The sequence below is a fragment of the Thermosynechococcus sp. QS41 genome, assembly GCF_031583515.1.
Lineage (GTDB): Bacteria > Cyanobacteriota > Cyanobacteriia > Thermosynechococcales > Thermosynechococcaceae > Thermosynechococcus.
Genome location: NZ_CP134181.1, coordinates 747,132 through 768,375 on the forward strand (window position 1 = coordinate 747,132; position 21,244 = coordinate 768,375).

The following is a 21,244-nucleotide window of genomic DNA, read 5'->3' on the forward strand; positions in this document are numbered from 1 at the left end:
CCCTTTTTGATTTGAATAAAAAATAATAGCTCTATAGTTTTATTCAGCTTTACTCAACGGGCTTGGAGGGACTCGAACCCCCGACCTGCTGATCCGTAGTCAGCCGCTCTAATCCACTAAGCTACAAGCCCAAGTCAGGAACACTATCCTAGCATGAATTCCCAGAGAGATCAAAGGGGCGACAGGAAATTTGCGCGCGGGTGTGTCATAGTCGGGAGCGGAGACCCTTGACTCAAACGGATAGATGCTGAAGAAACTCCACCGCTGGTTCTTGACCACTCCCCATCTGCCGCGATCGCTTGTGGCTTTTGGTCTGAGTCTGGCTGCCCTTGCCCTCTTGGATAGCAGTGCTAATCTTGTCCTCGCTCATCTAAAAGCAACTGCCCCAAGGTTCTTTGCTGGCTTGGTTGCTGGTACCTTTGATACTGGCTTTGCCCCAGAGGTGTGGCTCTCGGTCATCGGCCTCACCCTCGGTACGTTAATCATTGTGATTTCCATTGCGGCGCAAAATATCCCCAAAATTACTGAACTGTACATGCAGGACTGGACGAGCCTGATCTATGTCTGGTGTCTGGTTTTGGGGGGTGCCCATATCTTCTACATCAAGGTTTTGCAGGACTTGGGACGGCATCCTGTCGGCAGCATCCTGTTGAATTTATACGGCCTCTTGCCCTTGGCAATTTTGACGGCCCTCCCCTACATCTTCTACATTCTCAAGTCCATCCAGCCAGAAAGTGTGGCTCAGCAAATTTACCGCCGCCAGTATCACTACATGAGTCAACTGGGCATTGTTCTCAAGGATGGGGTGTCCTATCAACCGCAGTTTTTGCGCCGTAGTCAGGCTCACCTGATCGCGGGATTGAACCAATTGGATGATTTGCTGGCCTATGTGGCGTTTCGGGGAGCGCAGGCCGAGATTATTGGTGCAGTCAGTGAACTGCTTCAGCACTACATCAGTTGCAAGCCCGACTACCCAGCCTATTTCTTTCGCCTCAGCGGTGCGGTGATGGGGGATATTGCCTTCAAGACGATGTTTGACCAATTTAGCCAGATTGAAGAGAACCATACCTTCTATGAGCAAAAGTGTTTTCGGCTCCTCGGCAATGCCTATGTGCGCTTTTTGGAGGAGGAGCAGTTTCCTCTCGCGTCGCTGTGTGGCTCTGAGATGTGCGCGATCGCCCACCGCATTCTCAGTATGGGGGATGACATTTTGCTGGACCTAATCATTATTCGCTTTAATACAATGATGCGCTTTGCCATTAAACACGGCAGTCGTTACAACGAGGCACGCAATCTCTATAACTTGGCCTTTCACTATCGGCGGTTTATTGAGAGTCTGGTGCATTACCAGCGCCCCCAGCTCACCCAAAAGTGTGTGAATTATCTACGTGCCTACGGGAATGAAGTCTATGAGTTAGCACAGAATAGTCCTGCACTGTATTTCATTGTTGATGTCTTTGCCGCTGAGCTAAAGAAGGTCTTAATCTTGGTGAACGAGCAGCAGTGGGAGGAGCGACTGCAACTGGAACTCTTGGAGGAAATGCTTCGCCTAGATAATCCACCGGAACTGCGTCAACCCCAAAATGGCGATCGCCCCTATGGCAAAAGTACAGGGGTTCGCCTCCTACAAATGGGACTCGCCCTCTTTTACTTGGCACGGCAGCAACCTCAGTTTGCGCAGCGGATTGTTGAGGATATGGTGGAGGATGCAGCGGTTCTCGGCTTGGCGGGGTTTAAGCGTCTCTTTCAGCAAAATTGCGATCGCCTGCGCCAGGCTCAGCCCAAGTTTTGGGAGGACACCGATCGCGGCAATGCCAATTTGTACTACTCAGAACACACCGAGCAACTGCCTGCCCTACAGACCCTTGTGGATCGCGCTTGTCACGCTCTGGAGATGACTCAGTCGTCCTAAAGCATGGTATAGTAATAAGTCTGAGGGCGAGTGGCGAAATGGTAGACGCACTACACTCAAAATGTAGCGGGAATACCCCATGTCAGTTCGAGTCTGACCTCGCCCATTGATTCAACCCCCGCCAAAAACTTGGATATTGGCAAAGGCACACACCGGTGAAGCGTGACCCACCCGAATGGCTTGATTGGGTTCGCCTTTACCACAAAACGGTGTACCAAAAATACCGAAGGTGGAGGCATCTCCCACCGCAATGAGGCTATGCCAAAATTCAGGGGTGGTACCGCGATAGTTGGGATTGCGCAGGGTGCGGGTCAGGCGGCCATTTTCAATGCGCTTGGCATATTCACAGCCAAACTGAAATTTGAGACGGTAGTCATCGATTGACCAAGAACGATTGGACTCCATGTACACCCCCGACTCAATGTTGCCAATGATCTCGGCAAAGGACTGTGTCCCTGGCTCAATATTCAGGTTCGCCATCCGGTCAATGGGGGGACGATTCCAAGAACAGGCACGGGCATTGGCAACACCAAGGACACCCGCTCGCTGCTGACTTTCAAGGCTGCCCAGACCGCGCAGGAGGCGTCCTTCCTTGATGAGATAGATGCGTTCAGCCGCCACCCCCAAATCATCAAAGGCATAGCTGGCCAGTTCACCGGCAACGGTCGGATCAAACGTGACGTTCAAGAGGGGGGAGCCGTACTGCCGCTGCCCAAAGTCCTCAAGGCGAATAAAGCTGCTGCCGGCATAGTTGCGCTCATCCCCCAAAATGCGGTCTAGCTCTAGGGGATGACCAATGCTCTCGTGGATTTGCAGCATCATTTGATCGGGGGCGAGTACCAGTGTTGTCGTTGTTTCTGGGCACTCTTGGGCACTGAGGAGTTCAACGGCCTGCTCGCCAATGTGGCGGGCGCGATCGCTCAATTGATCAGCCGTCAGCCACTCTAGCCCCCCTTGATAGCACCGCGCTAACCAACCATGATCGGTTCGCTGCTGCACTACCCCTGCCCCCTGAGCCGTGGCGCTCATATCGGTGAGCACTTGATAAAATTGCTGTTCAATTTGACTGCCATCACTGGTCAACCACTGAGTGGTGGTCTCTACAGTTTGCACAAAGGCACGGGTTTGCACAATGTCGTCACTGACTTTGAGGCAATGGCAAATGTCCTTGAGGAGGTGATTCAACTCAGCGGCTGAAAGTTGGTCAAAAGGTTGCTGCTGGGGCGATCGATAGTGTCCCTTGCCCTTGCCCCGTGCCGCTGGCGTAAAGTTAAAGACTCGCCAATGGGCAGCGGTTTTCGCCTGTTGATAGGCCTGCTGAATCGCCCGATGGATAGCACTGGGTTGCAAATTTGGGGTTGCTGTATAGGCAAATTGACCATCGACGAGCACCTCAACCATGACACCCCGCTGGCGCGATCGCTGGTTCACCTCGGGGTAGCCATCCCGAGCACTGCGAGTCGTGACAATCTCCTCAACATAACGCAGCCCAAGCCAATCAAGGGGTAAATTCACCTGATTCAAAAGGGCGGTGAAATTCTTCGGTGTCGTCATGGCAGCGTGCTAATCTGAGGCATGGTAAAGTTTGAATTCTTTTCCATGCTAACGGCTTTTACTGCGGGGCTGGCCCTCATCACGATTTCTGAGCTGGGAGACAAGACCTTCTTTATTGCCATGATTTTGGCGACCCGTCACAGCAAGCGGTGGGTCTTCCTAGGGTCATGGGCGGCTTTAATTGTGATGACACTGCTTTCAGTGGCCGTGGGCAAGGTCTTTCAACTTTTACCGCGAGAGTTCACCTTCTATGCGGCGATTTTGCTCTTCACTGTTTTTGGTCTCAAGATGCTAATTCAAGGCTGGCGAATGGGGGATAGCCCCTGTGAGGATGAGTGTGAAGCGGCAGTGGAAACCGTTGAAAAGGCGGAAGCCAATCTCAGCCGTTGGGGCAGTAACCCTGCTTGGGCGACTTTTGTGGAGGCCTTTAGTCTCACCTTCATTGCTGAATGGGGCGATCGCACCCAAATTGCAACGATTACCCTTGCTGCCGCGAGCCATGCCCTAGGGGTTGCCCTCGGCGCGATTCTTGGTCACGGCATTTGTGTGGCGATCGCGGTTCTAGGCGGCGGCCTGATGGCTGGACGCATCTCCGAACGGACATTGACCTTGGGCGGTGGTGCCCTATTTTTAATCTTCGCGATTGTTACCGCCTTGCAAGGGATGCCAAGGGCTTCTTGAGCCGCTTCTGAATCTAGAACTCCAATTGGTTATAGGAGGCGACCAGAGGTGGCAAACTCCTGCACCGCAGCGCGCATAAAGTCTTCAAGGGAGCGCACCCCGGCTTGATCCTCGAACACCTTCGGCAGATTGTTTTGGATTTTTTCGCGGATAAATTGGCGATACTCAGCACTTTGACCCAGTTCAATGGCTTTTTGAATATAGGCAGAAACATCTGGTGCAATTAATTCCGGTAGCTCTAGGAGTGTGAGAATACCAGCGGTATGCCGCCCCCGCATAAAGCGTCCTGGTGTGGTCACCATAGGGACTTGGGCATAGTAGAGGGCTTCAAGGGTAGAATTCCCCCCTGACCATTCAAGGCTGTCTAGGAAAACATCGAGACAATGCAGCATTGAGGTAAAACCATAGAAGTTTAAGGGGCGGCAGAAGAAGCAGTACGCCCTATAGTCAAGGTTTTTGGCAGCAAAAGCTCGTTCTAGACGTCCTTCAAACCGCTGGCGGCTGTTTTTGGTCATAAAGTGGGTTATAAAGACAAATTGGCAATTCCCCACTGCTGCGGCAATTTCGGGATAGATGTCGTCAAACTGGGGGAGATACTTGAAGACACTTTGCAAGCAACCGTAGATAACGGCATCGCTTTTGAGGCCGAATTCCTCCCGCGTAATGGGCGATCGCGGGTCGGGGGGCAGCGGACTAAAGGCAATTCCCAGATTTTTTAGCCTAATCAGTTTTTCTAGGTAATACGTTTCGCCATCAGGTGGTTCCATCAACTCACTACTGAGGAAATAATCAATTGTCGGCAGCCCAGAGGTGTCGGGATGCCCCCAAGACATACATTGAATCGGCGCTAATTTCAGAGCGGCAATCTTGCTCAGTTCCAGATCCATGCCCAGTTCGGGGAAAATCACTAGATGTAATTGATCGGCACGAATCTGCTCAAACCATTCTGCAGGTGATTTGGTGCCCATGACAAAGCGATGGCAGTAGGTTTTTGCTTGCTCCGTACAGCGATCGCCATCATCTCGCACGTAGTAGCCATAAAGCTGAAATTGTGCTTTATCAAGATGTTTAAGCCAGCCGTGGAGCAGCAACTTCCAAACCGTATGCATACGAAAGTGCCCTGAAACAAACCCAATCCGTAGAGGTTCATTGGCCTTCACTGGTGGCATTGGGGGGCGTTCTTTGGCGGCTGGAATCACACTGGTCATGATTTCGTAGATCATCTGCCCGTACTGTTGTTGGACATCGCGGGTTTCTTTCCCTTGATAGGGCAGTAAAAATGTGTTCACATTCCCCAGCCACTTCGAGAGATATTGTTTCTTATCTAAAGAGAAACTCTGAAACGTTTGATAGAACTCGGCAACGGATTCTCTGATTTTTTGACGGCAATCCTGTAGCTCTTCTACATCTTTATAAACGTAAATCAAGTACCTCGTACACTTGAGAAAGTCAATGCCAATTTGCCAGTCAGGTCTCAGTTCAATCGCTTTTTCGTAGGCTGCTAGTGCCTGTTGTAAATCACTATCAACACCACTGATCATGCCCAACAGGTACCAACATCTTGCCATGGTAGGATCCATTGCTAAGGCATGGTTGAGGGCTGAGATCACTGCTTGATACTCATTCATCCTCCACTTATCAATCGCCAGTTTTTCCCACCCCTTGGCAAAGGCAAGGTGGCCTTTTTGTTGAATCGTTCTTGCAATGAACTCTTCGATACACCCCATAACCTGAAACTTAGCAATCCCGACGGTATAAGCGCATGTATTTGAGGATAATCTCCCGTGCCTTCGGGCGTAAATCCCGTTTCAGTTGCGGATTTTCATCCACGCGATTCACCGCTTGCCAGACTTGACACCAACTGACATCAAAGAGGGTTTGTGCTTCCACAAGGCCGCGTACCATCGCGATCGCATAGCTTTCGGGGTCACGTTCCTGTGCCATATTGAGAAAAGACATCCCCCGCTGTGGTTGAAAGTAGTTGTCCATTGCTGTGAGATACCCTAGGGTCATTAAGTCATCGGCGGTAAGGCTTTCCAGCGGGATATTTTCAGGGGTCGTACCCTGTCTTAGGGCAAGATAGGCGCGGTAGGCTTGACCATTGGCTTTGCCGTTGAAATCCCAGCCGAGGGCATTGATCAGGGCAGCTTTGTGATCTGTGGGAACCTGCGGCGAAGAGAGCCACTCCGACATTTTCAGATCAAGGCGGCCACTGCGCTTGGCTCGCATCACCATGGGCACATCGGTATAGGCTTCGTAGAAGGGGGTGGAGGTCAAGGGCGAATCTGCTCGCCCACTGTACTGAAGGCAGACCACCGTTGTCAAAGCAAGGGTAGTCGCTAAAAGAGGAGATTTCATGGACTTGGCCTCCAAAGAGTTATTGGGTTTGCAGTTGCGATAGACCCGCCCCCGGATAGTAGGTGCCTAAAATTTGCAGGTGGTTGTAGCCGCGCTTGCCCAGTTCATAGGCACCCGTCTGACTCATGCCACGCCCGCCAAAGACATCGCGCACAATGTCGTCGGTTGCTGCATACATCGAAACCATCACTCGTCCACTTTTGGTGAGGACAATGCCCCGCGTGGCTTGGACTGCCGCTTGAGTGGTGTTCCACTCGGTTTCAATCCCACGATACACCTGCCAACGCTCGTCGTTCCCCAGATCAAAAAAGCGGCTGGCGGGTTGAAACATTTGGGCAAGGGCATAGGAACGGGCAGCGATCGCTTGGGCTTTGAGGGTTTCCATTGGCCAGTCGGGATAGACCTCTGAACCCACCACACTCACGAGGTATTGTTCCAAGTCCACTTGATTGACGGCTGTAACCGTGTTTCCCTGAGCAATGAGGCGCACCACACCGCGATACCATTTATCGCCAACAAACGCAAGTTGATTGCTGGGGCGAATCCAGAGGGAGGGGGCAAGGGGTTGGCCATTCCAGAGCAAAAAGCCATCGCGGGCTGTGACCACGACCCCTTGGGAAGGGGTAAGCTGCGTCATCACTTGCTGTTGATCATTGGTGACAGCGGTAGCTACGGCGGTGCCAACGGTCAGTTGACTTTGATCGCGGGCGATCGCCACCCGCACTTGAGGGGCAGGACCTTGGCTCGGAGGCACGGGTTGCAGGGCAGGAGGGGGCACTGTGGGCAAGATTGCCTTGGCGTGGGTAGAGGCAGCCGCTGGTGGTTGGGGGACTTTGTTGGGGACAGTTGCTAATAGGGGATCGCGGCCATCCAAAATCGGCCGAGGCAGAGGTCGTTCAAGTTGAATTGGGTCAGGTAAAGGAATTGGCTCTGAAAGAGCAATCGGTGTCGGGGATAGGTTCCGCAAAAACCAGAACCCTAGGCCGGCACTGGCGATCGTGGCCATCGTAAAGGAAATGAGCAAGGGTGAGTGTCCTCGCTTTGTTCCTTGGAACAGAACCCAGCCCATTCAGGTGTCATCTCCACTAGCACCTTGCCTATTGTATAGGGGAGTACGGAATTTGCCATGCAACATTTGCTGGTTTAGGGCAGAGAGGAGGCTGCTACCCGTTGTAGCCATTGCTCCACCCTATCCCCATAAACAGCTAAGCTATACTCCTGTTCCGCCTGCTGCCGACAGGCCGCTCGATCAATTTGATCAATCTTGCCAATGGCAGCAATTAAGGCCTCGACAGAATCCGGGGTAATGAGAAACCCGGTTTGACCATCACGGACAATTTCACTCGGCCCACCGCGATCGTAGGCAATGACGGGAACGCCACAGGCAAGGCTTTCGATGACAACGTTGCCAAAGGCTTCGACCCAGCGGGAGGTCAGCAACAAAGCGCGACAGCGCCGCAGCTGTGCTTGCATTTCCCGTGTTGGCAAAAAGCCCAGATATTCAATGGGGGCGTTGGGGTAATCTGCTTGAATGCGCTGCCAATAGTCTATATCTTGCAGTTGCCCCATGATTTTCAAAGGGGTACGGGTGACATTGACGGCGGCGACAGCATCTTCGAGTCCCTTTTCAGGAGCAATGCGCCCCAGCCAGCACAGGGCATCCTCTGGCTCTGCACAAAAGTCATAGAGGGACAGATCAAGACCACTGCCCAAACACACGCAGCGATCGCCAAAAGGGAAGGTGGCGGCTTGGGTACGGGTATAGACACTAATGGTTTCCGGATAGTCATCAATGACACGGGCGATCGCCTGATCCATGACATCGGAAACTGAGGCCATGCTCACCAGATGCCCCACAGGACGGCTGAGAAAAGGCGTCAGGTAAAAGGGCAGCCAGTCGTAGGCAAAGTTGACAATGACATCAAATTCCTGTTGAAGCTGCCGCACCCGTGCCCACATATTGGCTAACACACTATTGGGGGGCAGTGTAATCGGTTGATCGCGGGTTTGATGCTGCGCTGGCACTTGAAGGGCACCCGCTACTGGTTCAATGGTTGCCGTCACTGGCAAGTGGGAACCCTCGGGGGCAAGGATGTGAATGGTATGCTGGCGATCGCCCAAGGCCTGAGCCATATTGAGGATCGTCAATTCAACACCGCCCCCTTTTCCTGTACCCAGAGGGCCAACCGAAGTGGAAACAAAAAGCAGCTTCAGAGGTCAACTCCTAGCGCAGAGCCTCAGCACCCGCCACCACTTCGAGAATTTCTTGGGTAATGGCGGCTTGACGCGCTTTGTTGTAGGAGAGGGTGAGGGTTCCAATCAGCGCTTGAGCATTATCGCTCGCGTTATTCATTGCCGTCATCCGCGCTGCCAATTCCGAGGCGGCGGCCTCTTGCAGTGCCCGTAGTAACTGGTTATTCAAGTACAGGGGCAGCAGGGCATCGAGAATTTGCACCGGATCCTGCTCAAAAATCATATCGGAGGGCAAAGCGGGCAAGGTTGAGGTGACTTTCTCGCGGTTAACTTCCAGATGCGAACCCCGCGTCGTCAGCCGAAAAATCTCATCATCGGGCGCCTCTAGCCCTTGGGGATCGAGGGGGAGCAGGGTTTGGACAACGGGCTTTGAACTAATGAGGGAGACAAACTTGGTGTAGATGAGTTCCACCCGATCCACCGTTTCCGAAAGAAAGAGGGAGAGCAGTTCACTGGCAATTTGACCCGCTTCACTGGCGGAGGGGATTTGCTCTAGGCCAGAGTACACGGCATCAATGGGATAATTACGGCGCTGGAAGTATTGGGCTGCCTTGCGACCAACAATCACCAGAATATACTTGACGCCCTCGGCTTCGAGTTCTTGGGTACGCTCCTTGGCACGGCGAATAACGTTGGTATTGTAACCGCCGCACAGCCCGCGATCGCCCGTCACCACCAGCAGCGCCACCGTCTTCACAGGACGCTTGGCCAATAGCGGTAAATTGGCATCCTCAAAGCGTAGTCGGGTTTGCAAGCCATAGAGCACCTGAGCTAAGCGATCGGCAAAGGGACGGCTCGCCATGACCTGCTCTTGGGCACGGCGAACTTTTGCTGCCGCCACGAGGCGCATAGCTTCGGTAATTTTGCGGGTATCTTTAATCGTTTTGATGCGATCGCGAATAGCTTTGAGATTGGGCACGGTAATCTAAACTCCTAAGCAAAGCGTCCCTGCCCTAAGATTTTAGCCCAGAGGGGGATCGCCTAAGCAGTCTTTTCACTTGACCCACCCCTACCAACCAGCGTTGTAATCACAGGAACTGCCAAAGCGGCGACAGGGGGAATGATGCGGCCAATGGGCTGCGGGAGATTTAAGCTGACGCTCAAAGCAGAAACCACCGTTGCCGCAATGCCACTGATCCAAAGCACGGTGTCACGCCGCCACTGTTGTCGCTTCAGGCGGTGATTTTCCTGGGCAGCAAGGGTGAGTTCAGTGGGGACAACGGTTGAGGATTGGTTGCGCAGCACCTCTAAATCGTGCTGCAGACCGAGCAGTTCATTTTGCGCTTGGGCAAGTTCCTCTTGCAGGCGATCGCGCTCCCTTTCCACTTGGGTGAGTTGCCGCGTTATCTCCGCCAGTTGTTGGGCAAGGCCGGCGTCTGGGGGATTACCGAGAAGGGCGGTATCCTCCAAAGGAGCGGGTGGTGAAGCAGCCAATACCGCCTGAAGTTGCTGTTCGAGAGCTGTTTTTTCTGTTTGCAGCGAGGCCAGTTGATCTTGAAGTTCTTGAATTTGTGAGACTTGGGATTGCAGGGTTGCCACTTGACTTTGCAGTTCCTGAATCTGGGAGGCTTGCAGTTGCAGTGTCACCAGTTGCTGCTGAAGTTCGTCTTGCTGAATGAGCGCCTGTGCCAGTTCCTGTTCAAGATTTTGCCGCAGGCCGCTCAAGGTGGCATTTTCTTCACGGAGGCGGGCAATTTCCGCTTCTAGGGGGGCTGCTTCTACTGCTGGCGTTGCTGCTTGCGCCCCCAGTTCTTTCATCTTGGCCAAAAGGGTCTGATGCTCCTGCTGAAGGCGGGCAAGGTCTTGGCTCAGTTGATCTCGCTGCTGTTGAACGTTGTGCAGTTCTGCAGTCAGCTGGCTAATTTGCTCCTGTAGGGCTTGGTTTTGGGCGATCGCCCGCTGTTCTGCAGTCAGGGTGAGTGACTCCAATTCAGCCGTCAGGGAGTTGAGATCAATATCCTGTGCAGGAGGCTCGTCCAACTCACCCAAATCAGTAATGATGTTTTCTAGGAGATCGTCGGGTTGGTTGCTAGGGGGTTCTGGACTGGCCATGATCCTGATACCTGCGCGCGTGCTAAGAATTGCTCCAATTATAGCGATCGCCGTCCCTATCCTCTAGGCTAGAAGGCGTTCTTCAGTTCTCGAACGAAACTCCATGCTCAAACGCGAACTAGGACTGTGGGGCGCCATTTTAACGGGTCTAGGCTCAATGATTGGTACGGGGCTGTTTGTCAGTTTAGGCATTGCCACCGACCTCGCTGGCCCTTGGGTGTTGATAGCCCTGATCCTAGCAGCCGCGATCGCGCTGTGTAATGGCCTCAGTAGTGCCCAATTGGCGGCCTCCCATCCTGTGAGTGGGGGCACCTACGAGTATGGGTATCGCTATCTTTCTCCCCCTTTGGGCTTTACAGCGGGGTGGATGTTTTTACTGGCCAAATCGGCTTCTGCAGCCACTGCTGCCCTTGGCTGTATGGCTTATCTCTTCCAATGGCTCGGCCTAGAGGACAATAGCGGGCGCTGGCAAATCATGGCTGCTCTGGGGCTACTGGCGGTCTTGACCTGTGTGGTGCTTTTGGGCATCCGGCGATCGGCGCAAGTGAATCTGGGGATTCTCCTAGTCACGTTCACCAGTTTGTTGCTCTTTGTCGGCATTGGCCACGTCCAACAACAGGGAGGGCTACTTTGGTCGGCAGCATCGCAACCACTCTCGCTCAAGAATCTTCTCCAAGCAACGGCACTGCTCTTTGTCGCCTATGCCGGCTATGCCCGTATTGCTGTGCTGGCGGAGGAGGTCAAGACTCCTCGGCGAACCATTCCACGAGCCATTGCCCTAGCCATTGGTATTGTTGTCCTGCTCTACTTCAGTGTTGTCTTGATTGTTCTGGGGAGTCATGGCTCTGGGAAGTTGACTACGGCTGCCTCTTTAGAGATTGTCGCCAGTGAATTGGGTGTCTCTTGGCTGCCGCCTCTGATTACGCTGGGGGCGATCGCGGCCATGGTCGGGATTCTGCTCAATCTGTTGCTCGGCCTCTCCCGTGTGGTGTTGGCAATGGCGCGACGGCGAGATTTACCGGCAATTTTGGCTCAGATTCCAGCCCAAGGAAAACAACCTGTTGCTGCCGTTCTTGCGGTGAGTGGGGGGATTGCCCTCTTGATCCTGATTGGCAATGTAAAAACTACGTGGTCTTTTAGTGCCTTTAGCGTGCTGATTTACTACGCCATTACCAACCTTGCCACACTGCAACTGAAGGAGCCACAATTTCCCCGCTGGCTTGCGGTTGCAGGTTTAATCGGTTGTCTAGGGCTGGCTTTTTGGGTCGAAGTCCAAGTGTGGCTGTCGGGGTGTGGTCTCATTCTTCTTGGACTTGCTTGGCACTACTGGGTGCGGAGGGCAAAGGCCGTTTGAAAGTCTTGCCGGGTCATCGGTTGCGTCACCTCTAGCCCCTCACCCCCTAGGACGCGCAGGGGTTCACCCCCAATGGAAATCCAAACTGGCGCATTGGGATCATTCACTGTTGCTGTGTACAGTACCTGTCCTAGACGTGCTTGCATCGAAGCACTTCCCCCCCCTTTGGTAAAGTCTGGAGAGAGATCCACATGGATGCCATCGGCTTTGACTTCTACACGATTGACACGGGTATTTTCCGGAATGCTGGTGGTGACATCTTGATTGGCAGGACCCGCCAAAAGTCGCTCCAGACGAGATTGAATAAAGAGTTCTGGCCGCGTTGCCGGGGTATTGATCCGTACCGTAGAGGGCACTAAAACGAGGCTATCCCCTTCATTCTTGACCCAAAAGATTTGAGTTTCCTGCTGCTGGGCAACTTCCGCCGGATTAGGAACCGAATCTCCCTGCCGGGGGGGACTCAAGGTTAGCCATGCTGCTGTACCAGCCGAGGCAAGGCCAATAACCGCCAGCACAATCAAGGCGGGGCGGGAGCGGGTGACTTTTGCTACCATCACGATCTCTCCTTGGCGGGATGCACCTGCCTCTACCTTAGACGCTATGATTCAAGGGTAAAGTTCCAGTGCCTGTGGCCTTAGGGGCAGTTGCCCACTGCTTAAACTAGAGGATAGTTCTCCCTTTAGATCAAGTTTAAGTCATGGTGCAAACGACCCCCCGTGCAGAAGAACTAGCCACTGCCCTCCTTGATGCGGTTAGGATTGCTCCCCAAGATTGGCATCGCCTCAAGGGAAATCGCCGTGCCCGCGCCCTCGAACAGGCGGCTGCTGCTCTGGTCTATCTCCTCAAGGAAAATGATGCTGAGGCACTGGCGCATCTCCAACAGGCAGTGGGTTGGCTCGATCGCTCCATTAGTGCGCCGCCTTGCCCTACGCACCACCATTAGCGGTGCCAGCGTCGCCACCGAGAAACCACCAGATCGCTTGTGACATGAAGCAGTGCCGATAGCTCTAGGCCAAGGGCGATCGCAACTCCCCAGCGCCAGTCAATTCCCTGCCAACGATGTAGCCATTCCTGCACAAGGGAAAGGTGGCCTGTGAATGCGGCGACCCCGGCCACCAGACCCAGTCCTAACCCCAACCAAAAGCTGAGATAGAGCAACCGAATCACCGTGCCCACCACTGGGCCATGGGTCCAAAAGGAACGATGGTGAAAGGCTTTTTGGTAGGGTAGCCATATTGCCCGCAGCCAGCCCCAACGGTAGTAGGGTAAAGAGGGGGTATCGAGGTCTGGACTGAGGAGAAAGCCGCCAATACCAAAGCTACTGCTGGCAATTGCCCCCCAGATCCAGTCACGGGTGAGGGCACTGGCGGTGAAGCCCACAAGGGGCATGCCGATCCAAGTCAGGCGATCGTGGGTACGGCCACTGGGCATTGAGGATTCCGCAGATATTTCCTAGGGCAAAGCTACGGCAAAACGGGCTAGATCATGCAATCGGCGAACTTATTGAGTGCGGTGGGCGTCTAAGTGAGCTTGAAGCAACTCGGCTGAAATTTGAATCTGATGAAGGGCGATCGCGCAAAACTAAATCGCAGGGTGTGCCAGTTCACATACCTGTCCCCGATCAAGTATGCTGAGCACGTTTGAGCGAGCGGCTTGGCTAGCCAACTTGGCAGGGTATTGTGCATCGCTGGTGGAGGAAGCGTGAATGGATCAACCGTGGCGTTCTTGGCAATTTCGAGCTGTAGTGAGTTTGCTATGGGCACCTGCCGCTGCACTGGTCATGGCTCAGCCTGCTTCAGCCAGCCGTCTACAATTGTGGCGACTTAACCCTGCCACCAATCAACTGGAAATTCGCACGGAGCGTGCTGTTCAGCCCCGTGCTGAGTTGGTCTATAACCCGACCCGCCTTGTCATTGACTTGCCGGGTGTCGTTCTCGGTAGCCCCCAGATCAGTCAAAACTACAGTGGTGCCATTCGCCAAGTGCGGGTTGCTCAGTTTGACCCCCAAACGACGCGGATTGTGGTGGAATATGCGGACGGTTTTACAATTGATCCGCAGCAGGTGCGCTTTCGGGGAGTCACGGCTAATAACTGGTTGGTGCAACTGCCCACCCCCCAGCAGCAAACAGTTTCGCTACCGCCGCCACCCCCACCGTCTCCTCCTTCTGCTCCTCCCGTAACGCCCACAGGGCCGCTGCAAGTGCGAAGTTGGCGAGCAGATGCCACAGGTTTTCTAGTGCTAGCCGATCGCCCCTTACCCGAAGGCAGTTACACCCTGCGCCGCCCCCGTCGGGATCGCATTGAAATTCTCCTCAGCAATAGTGAATTGATTCGCAACTTTAGTCCTCGGCGCTTGGAACTGCGCCGCTTTGGTCGGGATCGTGTCCGGGCAGAGGTACGGACTCAGAGCAATCGCCAAGTCCAAATTACCCTCGACATTGACCCTCAAGATGCCGATTGGCAAGTGACGCCCCGTTATGATGGCTTTTTGATTGTGCCTTCAACCACGGCCATTACACCCCCACCTCCGCCACCGTCCCAACGCCCTAGTGTGATTCCTGCGGCCAGTGCGCAAACTCCTGTCACAACGATTCAGCGCGTTGACTTGGGGGGACGAGAGTTGCTGATTCAGGGCGATCGCACCGTTTTCTATAACGTGGGCTGGGAAGGCAATCGCTATCGCATTCGCCTACGGCAAGCACAGTTGGACAGTAATCTGCGCGAACCCCGCCTAGTTACCGGTAGTCCCCTCAGCAATATTGAATTTCGCCAAGAGGATAATCAAACCGTCTCGATTCTGCTCACCCCAGCGCCCAACTTTCGTATCCTTGGACCTCGCCCCCTGTCAGCTGAAGCGTTTGTGGTGCAAATTCAGGGAGCAAATGACCCTCCGAGCAGTACGCCCACCCCAATTGATGTTCCCCCCACAGCAACCCCTCAGCCCCCCAATCAGCCCGTCCCCCGCGGCCGGTTTGTGGTGGTCATTGATCCCGGACATGGCGGACGCGATCCCGGTGCCATTGGTATTGGCGGCATTCGTGAAAAGGATATTGTTCTCGATATCAGCCTGCAAGTTTCCCAATTTTTGCAGCAGCAAGGTGTGCAGGTGATTATGACCCGCACCACAGACATTGACTTAGACTTGGCTCCTCGGGTCGCCATTGCGGAACGGGCACGGGCAAATGCCTTTGTGAGTATTCACGCCAATGCTATTAGTCTGGCTCGCCCCGATGTCAATGGTTTAGAAACCTACTTTGCCCCCGGACGCTCCAGTCGTTTGGCATCTGCCATTCACAATAGTATTCTCAATTCCTTGAACATTCGCGATCGCGGGGTGAGGGCGGCACGATTCTATGTGATTCGCAATACGTCAATGGATTCTGCCCTTGTCGAGACAGGGTTTGTCACGGGCGCAGAGGATGCCGCAAACTTCAAGAATCCTGCATGGCGGACGCAGATGGCACGGGCGATCGCCCAAGGCATTTTGAACTTTTTGAATGGAAGATGATGGAGCTGACGGGAGTCGAACCCGTGTCCGCCCTAGCTATTCATCGACTGCTCCTTCACAGGTTTAGCCTTTCTGACCCTCAGGCGGGAACTGTTCCTTATCCCGAACAGTAGGATGCTCTGGTAGAGTCTTTGCTAAACAGCCCACCAGAGAGAACTGCCTAGCGCATCCGTTGGGGTTAACCCGCTGCCCTTAACGGAGTCGGACAACGAGTGCTCGAACCTGTTTAGAGGTCTTAGGCTACCGCAGCAGCTTTACGAGCGAAAGGAACGATGTTGTTCGCAGTTACTTTTGGTTTGGACTCTGGATTAACGAGAGATAGCCCACTCTCGACCTGCATCACAGCCCAACTTTCACTAGGACGTCGAAGCCGTTTCAGCCCCTTGTGTAGAGCTACTCCTAAGCTAGCGCATTTTTTTGGAGTTGACAACGGCTAATTATTCAAGCGATCGCCGGCCAATGGTTCGCGGTTTAGGACGGGGTGCCGGGCCTGCCATCGCTACCATGCGATCCAACTGTTTGTGTTGGGCAAAATACTTTTGCCACAGGGCAGGGGCATCCAGCGTGTCACCCCCATGAGTTGTTAAGCGTTGCCGCACCCGACAGAGGACAGGCGTATTCACACAGGCACCGGCAATAATCACTTGCCCCTTGCTGAGGGCAGGCAGTTCTTTGAGCAAATCTCGGCCAGCGGCCTCCACCCCATGTTTGAGGCTCTCTTGATCGACAGGGTTGACAATCCGCAGAATAAACTGGCTCATACACTGGGAGAGCACATCGCTATCCAGTTTGCCGGGACGCTGAGTAATCAGTCCTACCCCAAGGCCAAATTTACGACCCTCACTGAGGATTGTCCGCAGCACCTGCTTACATTGGGAAGGTTCATGGGCAGGGGCAAAGCGGTGTGCCTCCTCAATTAAGATAAACACCGGGTAGGGGAGGTACTGCTCATCCCCCTCAAAGACGCGGTCTTTTTGGGTATTCATGCGGGCATGGTTGGTTTGGCGCAAAATTGCCGTGGCAATCACCTGCTGCTCCTCAAGGGGAATCTCATTCATTTGCAGGATGGTGACTTGGCCGGGGGCAAACAACTCGCAAGGGGGCAAATGCTCATTGGCATGGAAATAGTCAGAGCGCTGCATTTTTTCTAGCTTCCAAGCCAAGGCATCGGCAGAGGAGCCCTGCTTGACATTGCCCTCTTCATCCTCAACGCGATCCACAGCATAGACTTCGGTAATTAAGTCCCGCGTACTCCAATGGCCATTGGGATAGAGGCGGCGTACTGCATCGTGGGCTTTTTTGAGAATGGCCTGCTGGCGATCGCTCATCGGGGGGAGCAGCGTCAGAATATCGTGAAACTCTAGGGAAGAAACACGAATTTTGACCTCTTGGGGCGTAATAATTTTCACCTGAGGTTGATAGCCATCCGCCCCTTGAAAAGCGGGGTGTCCCCTCAGCTGCGCCAGCGTGTGGTATTCACCATGGGGGTCGAGGATCAGCACTGCGGCGCGATTTTTCGGTAAAAGCAATTCCTCCACCAAAACCCCTGCGGTATAGGATTTCCCGGAACCTGTCCCGGCAAGGATGGCCACATGCGTACTCACCAGTTCCTTAACATCGAGGGCAATGGGCACAGCACCCTCCTGCCGCAACAACAGTGAACCGATATGGGCAGCCCCCACCTCCTCTGGCTTTTTCTTATTGAGGACATGCCGCAACAGCGCGTCGTCAGCCAAATAGACCTTGGCACCGGGCAGGGGAAGCCGCCGCAAATTATTAAAGCCAAAGACCTCATGAAATTCCCCCATCACTTCTACGGTCATTTCGTAGAGTTCCGCCGGTTCACAGGTAAAACCAATCAGGGCAGCCACCGCACCGGGATTCAGTTCGTGATCAGCAAACATCCGATCCGGTAGATGCTCAATCAGACGGCAGCCAGTAATCTTGCCCAAGACTTGGTGAACCGCAGCAGCATAGGAGTTTGAGGCCACACTTGGGGAATGGCTCAACTCATAATAGACAAATTCACCAATGCGCACTGGCTGTGCATCGGCAGTAATAAAAACATACTCGCTACCGCTATCACCGGGGCCTTTGACAATGCCGACAATGTGACGCGAGGAATGATGACTATTCATAGCACAGGACGGGTTCCCCAACCAAGGGTGTAGTGTAGTTAACCCCAATCCTACGCGATTTTCTGATCAAGGGTCTGCAAGGTGCCTATTCCTCAAGCACTGGCGGCGGCTCACTGGGGGCAGGAATTAAAAAGGCAACAATGGCACCAAGGGCAAAACCAGCCACATTGCGCAGAACGGGTAGCCATTCTTGGGTGCGCACCACCACTGGCCCTAAACCAAAGGCAAAGAAAAGCATGCCCCACAGCGGTGAAAAAAGAAGAATCCACGTCCAAGCCACTTTTTGATCCGCACGGCGGGGACGCGCCACAAAGCCCAAAATGATGCCGCCAAAGATGGAGGTGGCAAGGGTGAGAATCCATTGCTCTTGAGGTAATCCTGGGACAGCGCGGCAGCCCCCTTGGGCAAGGCAGGTTTCAATGGCTTGGAGAGATTGCAGGATCGCTTGGTCTTCGCCGTTGTCTCGGACAAAGTACTGATTGCCAAAGCGGGTTTGCAATTCAACCCAAAAGGTGCGCTGGAGGACGCGGTAGGCGGTGTCGCCAACATTGAAGTTCAAAAGATTGCCACCGCGCGTATCGGCCACCAGCAGAATACTGCGATCGTCTAAGTCCCAAAAATCCCGCACTGCGAGGCCGGGGGTGCGATCGTACTGGGTGAGAACCCGCAATTTCCAGCCGGTCTGGGCTTCAAACTCTGCCAGTTCGCTGTCAAGCCGTTCCTTTTGAACGGGTGTCAGAATCTGCGCTAAGTCAACGACATTGGTTGGCTCCGCGGGCAACAACTCTGGATTGTTGAAGCTGTGGGCAGGGGCGATCGCCCCCAACCAGCAGAGGCTAACCAGCACCATCCCTAAACCAACTTGGTAAAACAAGCGCCGCAATTGCTGAAGCATCGTAATAAAAATTTACAAATAGGGCATCTTTTTTAATTATCTTAAGGGTATGCTGCGAAACATTGCAATCAGCGCTGCCGTCTTCTCAGACAATATGCAGCTTTTGTTAAACTCACCCTATCCTGAGAATCCCATTGCTATACTGCAAGTCTAAATACCTAAACCTTATATCCCTGTTTCATCAGCCACTCCTCACCTACGATGCCCTACTCTTCTCAGCTACTGCACTATCTCGAACAGGAACTGGCACTGCCACCAGAGAGCATTGCAATGGCGGTGCGGCAATGGCAACAGCAACGGGGATCGTTGCCGATTATTCTTTGGCAGTATGGCTTCATTACCTTGGAGCAGTTGGATCGGATTTTTGAGTGGCTGGATCAAACGCGGGGCGATCGCCTGCCAAAGGCTCCGTAAGTGGCAAACTAAGTATTCGACAACAATCCTCGGTGCCGTAGGAGAGGCTCAGTGATCGGTTCACGGCCGCGGAAGGCTTTGAAGATCTCCATCGGGGGTTGGCTGCCGCCAAGGGCAAGCACGGTTTCGCGATAGCGTCGTCCCATTTCAGCAATGGCTTGCTCGTTGTCTAGGCCTGCTTCCTCAAAGGCGGCAAAGGCATCGGCACTGAGAACTTCTGCCCACAAATAGCTGTAGTAACCCGCAGCATACCCCCCGGCAAAAATGTGGCTAAAGCTACAGAGAAAGGCATCTTCTGGCAGGGGGGGCAAGATTGTTGTGGTCTGCGCTAGGCGATCGCGCACTTGTTGGGGGGTTTCTCCTTGCCCCGGTTGATAGCGATGGTGCAGTTCTAAATCTAACAAACTAAAGTGCAACTGCCGCAATAGAGCACTGCCTGCGCGATAGGTGCGGGCGGCAACCAGTTTTTCATAGTAGTGTTCTGGCAGCGGTTCCCCCGTTTCATAGTGGCGTGCCATGCCAAAGAGTGTCGGCCGATGGTAGCACCAATTTTCCATAAATTGACTGGGAAGTTCGACGGCATCCCACTCCACATTGTTGATGCCCGCTGCCCCCGCTTCATCCACCTGCGTCAGCATGTGGTGCAAACCATGCCCAAACTCATGGAAGAGGGTTTCCACTTCGCTAAAGGTCATCAGGCTGGGCTTACCATCCACTGGGGGGGTTTGATTGCACACCAAGTAGGCCACGGGTAAGCGGGTGCGCCATTCCCCCTGAATGCGATATTTGGCACGGCCAAGGCAATCGTCCATCCATGCCCCACCGCGTTTTTCGGCAGGACGGCTGTAGGGGTCAAGATAAAAGTGGGCGATCGTCAGATGATTTTCATCGAGGATGGCAAAAAAGCGCACATCAGGATGCCAAACGGGTACTTGACCCTCCGCAGGCACCACCGTCACCCCAAACAGTCGCTTCACTAGCCCAAATAAGCCCTCCAGCACTTGGGGCAAAGGAAAATAGGGACGCAGTTCCTCATCATTGAAGTCAAAGAGCGCCTCCCGCTGCCGTTCAGCCCAATAGGGAATATCCCAGTGCTGCAGATTGGTGGCTTCAGGTGCCCCTTGGGCAGCAGCAAAGGCTTTCAGTTCTTCCAGTTCTTGCGCCGCCGCACGATAGCTGACTTGCCGCAGTTCCTCAAGGAGCTTTTCCACACTGGCCACACTATCGGCCATTTTGCTGGCAAGGCTGAGTTCAGCATAGGTGTTGAATCCCAAAAGCTGTGCCTCTTCGACCCGCAGGGCAAGGATGCGCTCAAGAATGGGACGGTTATCCCACTCCCCACTGCTGGCACGGGAAATGTAGGCGCGATAGACCTGCTCCCGCAAATCCCGCCGTTGGCTGTGCTGCATAAAGGGGCCAAAGCTGGGGAAGTCGAGGGTAATGTGCCATGGCCCTGTTTCGGGGGTGGCGGTCTCAATGCCATCTTGGCGAGCGGTTTGGGCAGCCAGTGCCAGCAAGCTAGGGGGAAGTCCAGCCACTTCATCGGGTTGGGTGAGCTTGAGGCGAAAGGCCTTGGTGGCATCCAAAAGATTGTTGGAAAACTGGGTAGATAGCTCCGCCAATTCCAGTTGAATGGTGTTGAAGCGCTCTTTGGCGGCTCCTGTCAAACTGACGCCACTGTGTTCGGCGTTGCGAATGGCGGCCTCAACAATGCGTTTGCGCGCAGGGGGATAGCTCTGAAAGTCTGGACTGGCAGCCAGTGCCTTAAAGCCTTCATAGAGGGGGCGCGATTGACCCAAACGGGTGTAAAACTCCACTACTTGGGGTTGAACGGCTTCGTAGGCTTGACGCAATTCGGGACTATTTTTGACGCCGGTGAGATGACTGACAATGCCCCATGTCCAACCGAGGCGATCGCTCAAACGTTCGAGGGGTTCCACTAGCCCTTCCCACGTGGGCGTGAAGGATTGCTCGAGGGTCTCTAATTCTTGGGTGAGTTCCTGCAAGAGTTGGCGCACGGCTGGCTCAACATGGCTCACCTCAATCTGATCAAAGGGGGGAAAACCATCGCCCCGCAAGAGGGGATTATCGGTGTGAGGGGAAGTCGCAATAACCATCGGTATCC

The 21,244-nt window shown here is 53.9% G+C and carries 18 protein-coding genes, 2 tRNA genes and 1 other RNA gene; 7 read left to right on the forward strand and 14 right to left on the reverse strand.

All coding sequences use genetic code 11. The features are described 5' to 3' along the window. Positions 1-57 precede the first annotated feature (57 nt). A tRNA-Arg gene (locus RHJ80_RS03460) sits at positions 58-131 on the reverse strand. Between the two features lie 113 nt (positions 132-244). Here RHJ80_RS03460 and RHJ80_RS03465 point away from each other — a divergent pair. Continuing rightward, on the forward strand, positions 245-1,912 hold the full coding sequence (locus tag RHJ80_RS03465) for a hypothetical protein (RefSeq protein WP_302676815.1): 1,668 nt from the start codon (positions 245-247) through the stop codon (positions 1,910-1,912). Between the two features lie 24 nt (positions 1,913-1,936). Then, positions 1,937-2,018: transfer RNA gene (locus RHJ80_RS03470), tRNA-Leu, on the forward strand. Between the two features lie 5 nt (positions 2,019-2,023). Here RHJ80_RS03470 and RHJ80_RS03475 read toward each other — a convergent pair. Continuing rightward, on the reverse strand, positions 2,024-3,466 hold the full coding sequence (locus RHJ80_RS03475; protein ID WP_310801467.1) for a TldD/PmbA family protein: 1,443 nt from the start codon (positions 3,464-3,466) through the stop codon (positions 2,024-2,026). A 45-nt stretch (positions 3,467-3,511) separates the two neighbouring features. Between RHJ80_RS03475 and RHJ80_RS03480 the strand changes: the two genes are divergently transcribed. Continuing rightward, positions 3,512-4,147 (forward strand): TMEM165/GDT1 family protein, encoded by a 636-nt coding sequence (locus RHJ80_RS03480; protein WP_206201079.1) that lies wholly within the window; start codon positions 3,512-3,514, stop codon positions 4,145-4,147. 29 nt (positions 4,148-4,176) lie between these two features. On the opposite strand, the gene RHJ80_RS03485 is transcribed toward RHJ80_RS03480, so the two are convergent. The 6 genes from RHJ80_RS03485 to RHJ80_RS03510 form a co-directional block, all read right to left on the reverse strand. Next, complete coding sequence (locus tag RHJ80_RS03485) at positions 4,177-5,874, reverse strand: hypothetical protein (protein ID WP_310801468.1); 1,698 nt, start codon at positions 5,872-5,874, stop codon at positions 4,177-4,179. A gap of 10 nt (positions 5,875-5,884) precedes the next feature. Further along, complete coding sequence (locus RHJ80_RS03490; RefSeq protein WP_310801469.1) at positions 5,885-6,505, reverse strand: hypothetical protein; 621 nt, start codon at positions 6,503-6,505, stop codon at positions 5,885-5,887. A 19-nt stretch (positions 6,506-6,524) separates the two neighbouring features. Beyond that, a complete protein-coding gene (locus RHJ80_RS03495; RefSeq protein ID WP_310801470.1) occupies positions 6,525-7,574 on the reverse strand; it encodes a SpoIID/LytB domain-containing protein in 1,050 nt (349 codons plus the stop codon). A gap of 74 nt (positions 7,575-7,648) precedes the next feature. After that, positions 7,649-8,638: a glycosyltransferase family 4 protein gene (locus RHJ80_RS03500; protein ID WP_315863362.1), complete on the reverse strand. Its 990-nt coding sequence runs from the start codon at positions 8,636-8,638 to the stop codon at positions 7,649-7,651. Between the two features lie 91 nt (positions 8,639-8,729). Further along, complete coding sequence (locus RHJ80_RS03505; RefSeq protein ID WP_149820854.1) at positions 8,730-9,677, reverse strand: F0F1 ATP synthase subunit gamma; 948 nt, start codon at positions 9,675-9,677, stop codon at positions 8,730-8,732. 62 nt (positions 9,678-9,739) lie between these two features. Further along, positions 9,740-10,810 (reverse strand): hypothetical protein, encoded by a 1,071-nt coding sequence (locus RHJ80_RS03510; RefSeq protein ID WP_310801471.1) that lies wholly within the window; start codon positions 10,808-10,810, stop codon positions 9,740-9,742. A gap of 103 nt (positions 10,811-10,913) precedes the next feature. On the opposite strand from RHJ80_RS03510, the gene RHJ80_RS03515 reads away from it, so the two are divergent. Then, the gene (locus RHJ80_RS03515; RefSeq protein WP_206201084.1) at positions 10,914-12,164 is read left to right on the forward strand and encodes an APC family permease; all 1,251 of its coding nucleotides are present in this window, start codon (positions 10,914-10,916) and stop codon (positions 12,162-12,164) included. On the opposite strand, the gene RHJ80_RS03520 is transcribed toward RHJ80_RS03515, so the two are convergent. Beyond that, a complete protein-coding gene (locus RHJ80_RS03520; protein WP_310801472.1) occupies positions 12,134-12,718 on the reverse strand; it encodes a GerMN domain-containing protein in 585 nt (194 codons plus the stop codon). The two genes, RHJ80_RS03515 and RHJ80_RS03520, sit on opposite strands and share 31 nt — an antisense overlap. 143 nt (positions 12,719-12,861) lie before the next feature. Between RHJ80_RS03520 and RHJ80_RS03525 the strand changes: the two genes are divergently transcribed. After that, positions 12,862-13,107 carry a DUF6439 family protein gene (locus RHJ80_RS03525; RefSeq protein ID WP_149820848.1) on the forward strand — a complete coding sequence of 82 codons (246 nt, stop codon included), beginning with the start codon at positions 12,862-12,864 and terminating at the stop codon, positions 13,105-13,107. Here the strand turns inward: RHJ80_RS03525 and RHJ80_RS03530 are convergent. Beyond that, positions 13,104-13,595, reverse strand: a complete 492-nt coding sequence (locus tag RHJ80_RS03530; protein ID WP_310800461.1) for a metal-binding protein — start codon at positions 13,593-13,595, stop codon at positions 13,104-13,106. The two genes, RHJ80_RS03525 and RHJ80_RS03530, sit on opposite strands and share 4 nt — an antisense overlap. Positions 13,596-13,869: 274 nt before the next feature. Here RHJ80_RS03530 and RHJ80_RS03535 point away from each other — a divergent pair, with 274 nt between their 5' ends. Further along, a complete protein-coding gene (locus tag RHJ80_RS03535) occupies positions 13,870-15,672 on the forward strand; it encodes an N-acetylmuramoyl-L-alanine amidase (protein ID WP_310801473.1) in 1,803 nt (600 codons plus the stop codon). On the opposite strand, the gene ssrA is transcribed toward RHJ80_RS03535, so the two are convergent. From ssrA to RHJ80_RS03550, 3 genes are all read right to left on the reverse strand, one after another. Next, positions 15,670-16,055, reverse strand: a transfer-messenger RNA (tmRNA) gene (ssrA, locus tag RHJ80_RS03540). The genes RHJ80_RS03535 and ssrA overlap by 3 nt on opposite strands. 54 nt (positions 16,056-16,109) lie before the next feature. Continuing rightward, the gene (locus RHJ80_RS03545) at positions 16,110-17,810 is read right to left on the reverse strand and encodes a helicase HerA domain-containing protein (protein ID WP_310801474.1); all 1,701 of its coding nucleotides are present in this window, start codon (positions 17,808-17,810) and stop codon (positions 16,110-16,112) included. 85 nt (positions 17,811-17,895) lie between these two features. After that, positions 17,896-18,705, reverse strand: a complete 810-nt coding sequence (locus tag RHJ80_RS03550; protein WP_310801475.1) for a TPM domain-containing protein — start codon at positions 18,703-18,705, stop codon at positions 17,896-17,898. Positions 18,706-18,906: 201 nt separating this feature from the next. Between RHJ80_RS03550 and RHJ80_RS03555 the strand changes: the two genes are divergently transcribed. Then, positions 18,907-19,119 carry a DUF2949 domain-containing protein gene (locus tag RHJ80_RS03555; protein ID WP_302676801.1) on the forward strand — a complete coding sequence of 71 codons (213 nt, stop codon included), beginning with the start codon at positions 18,907-18,909 and terminating at the stop codon, positions 19,117-19,119. A gap of 8 nt (positions 19,120-19,127) precedes the next feature. On the opposite strand, the gene RHJ80_RS03560 is transcribed toward RHJ80_RS03555, so the two are convergent. Beyond that, entirely contained in the window at positions 19,128-21,236 is a 2,109-nt protein-coding gene (locus RHJ80_RS03560) for a M3 family metallopeptidase (protein WP_310801476.1), read from the reverse strand. Positions 21,237-21,244: the final 8 nt, after the last annotated feature.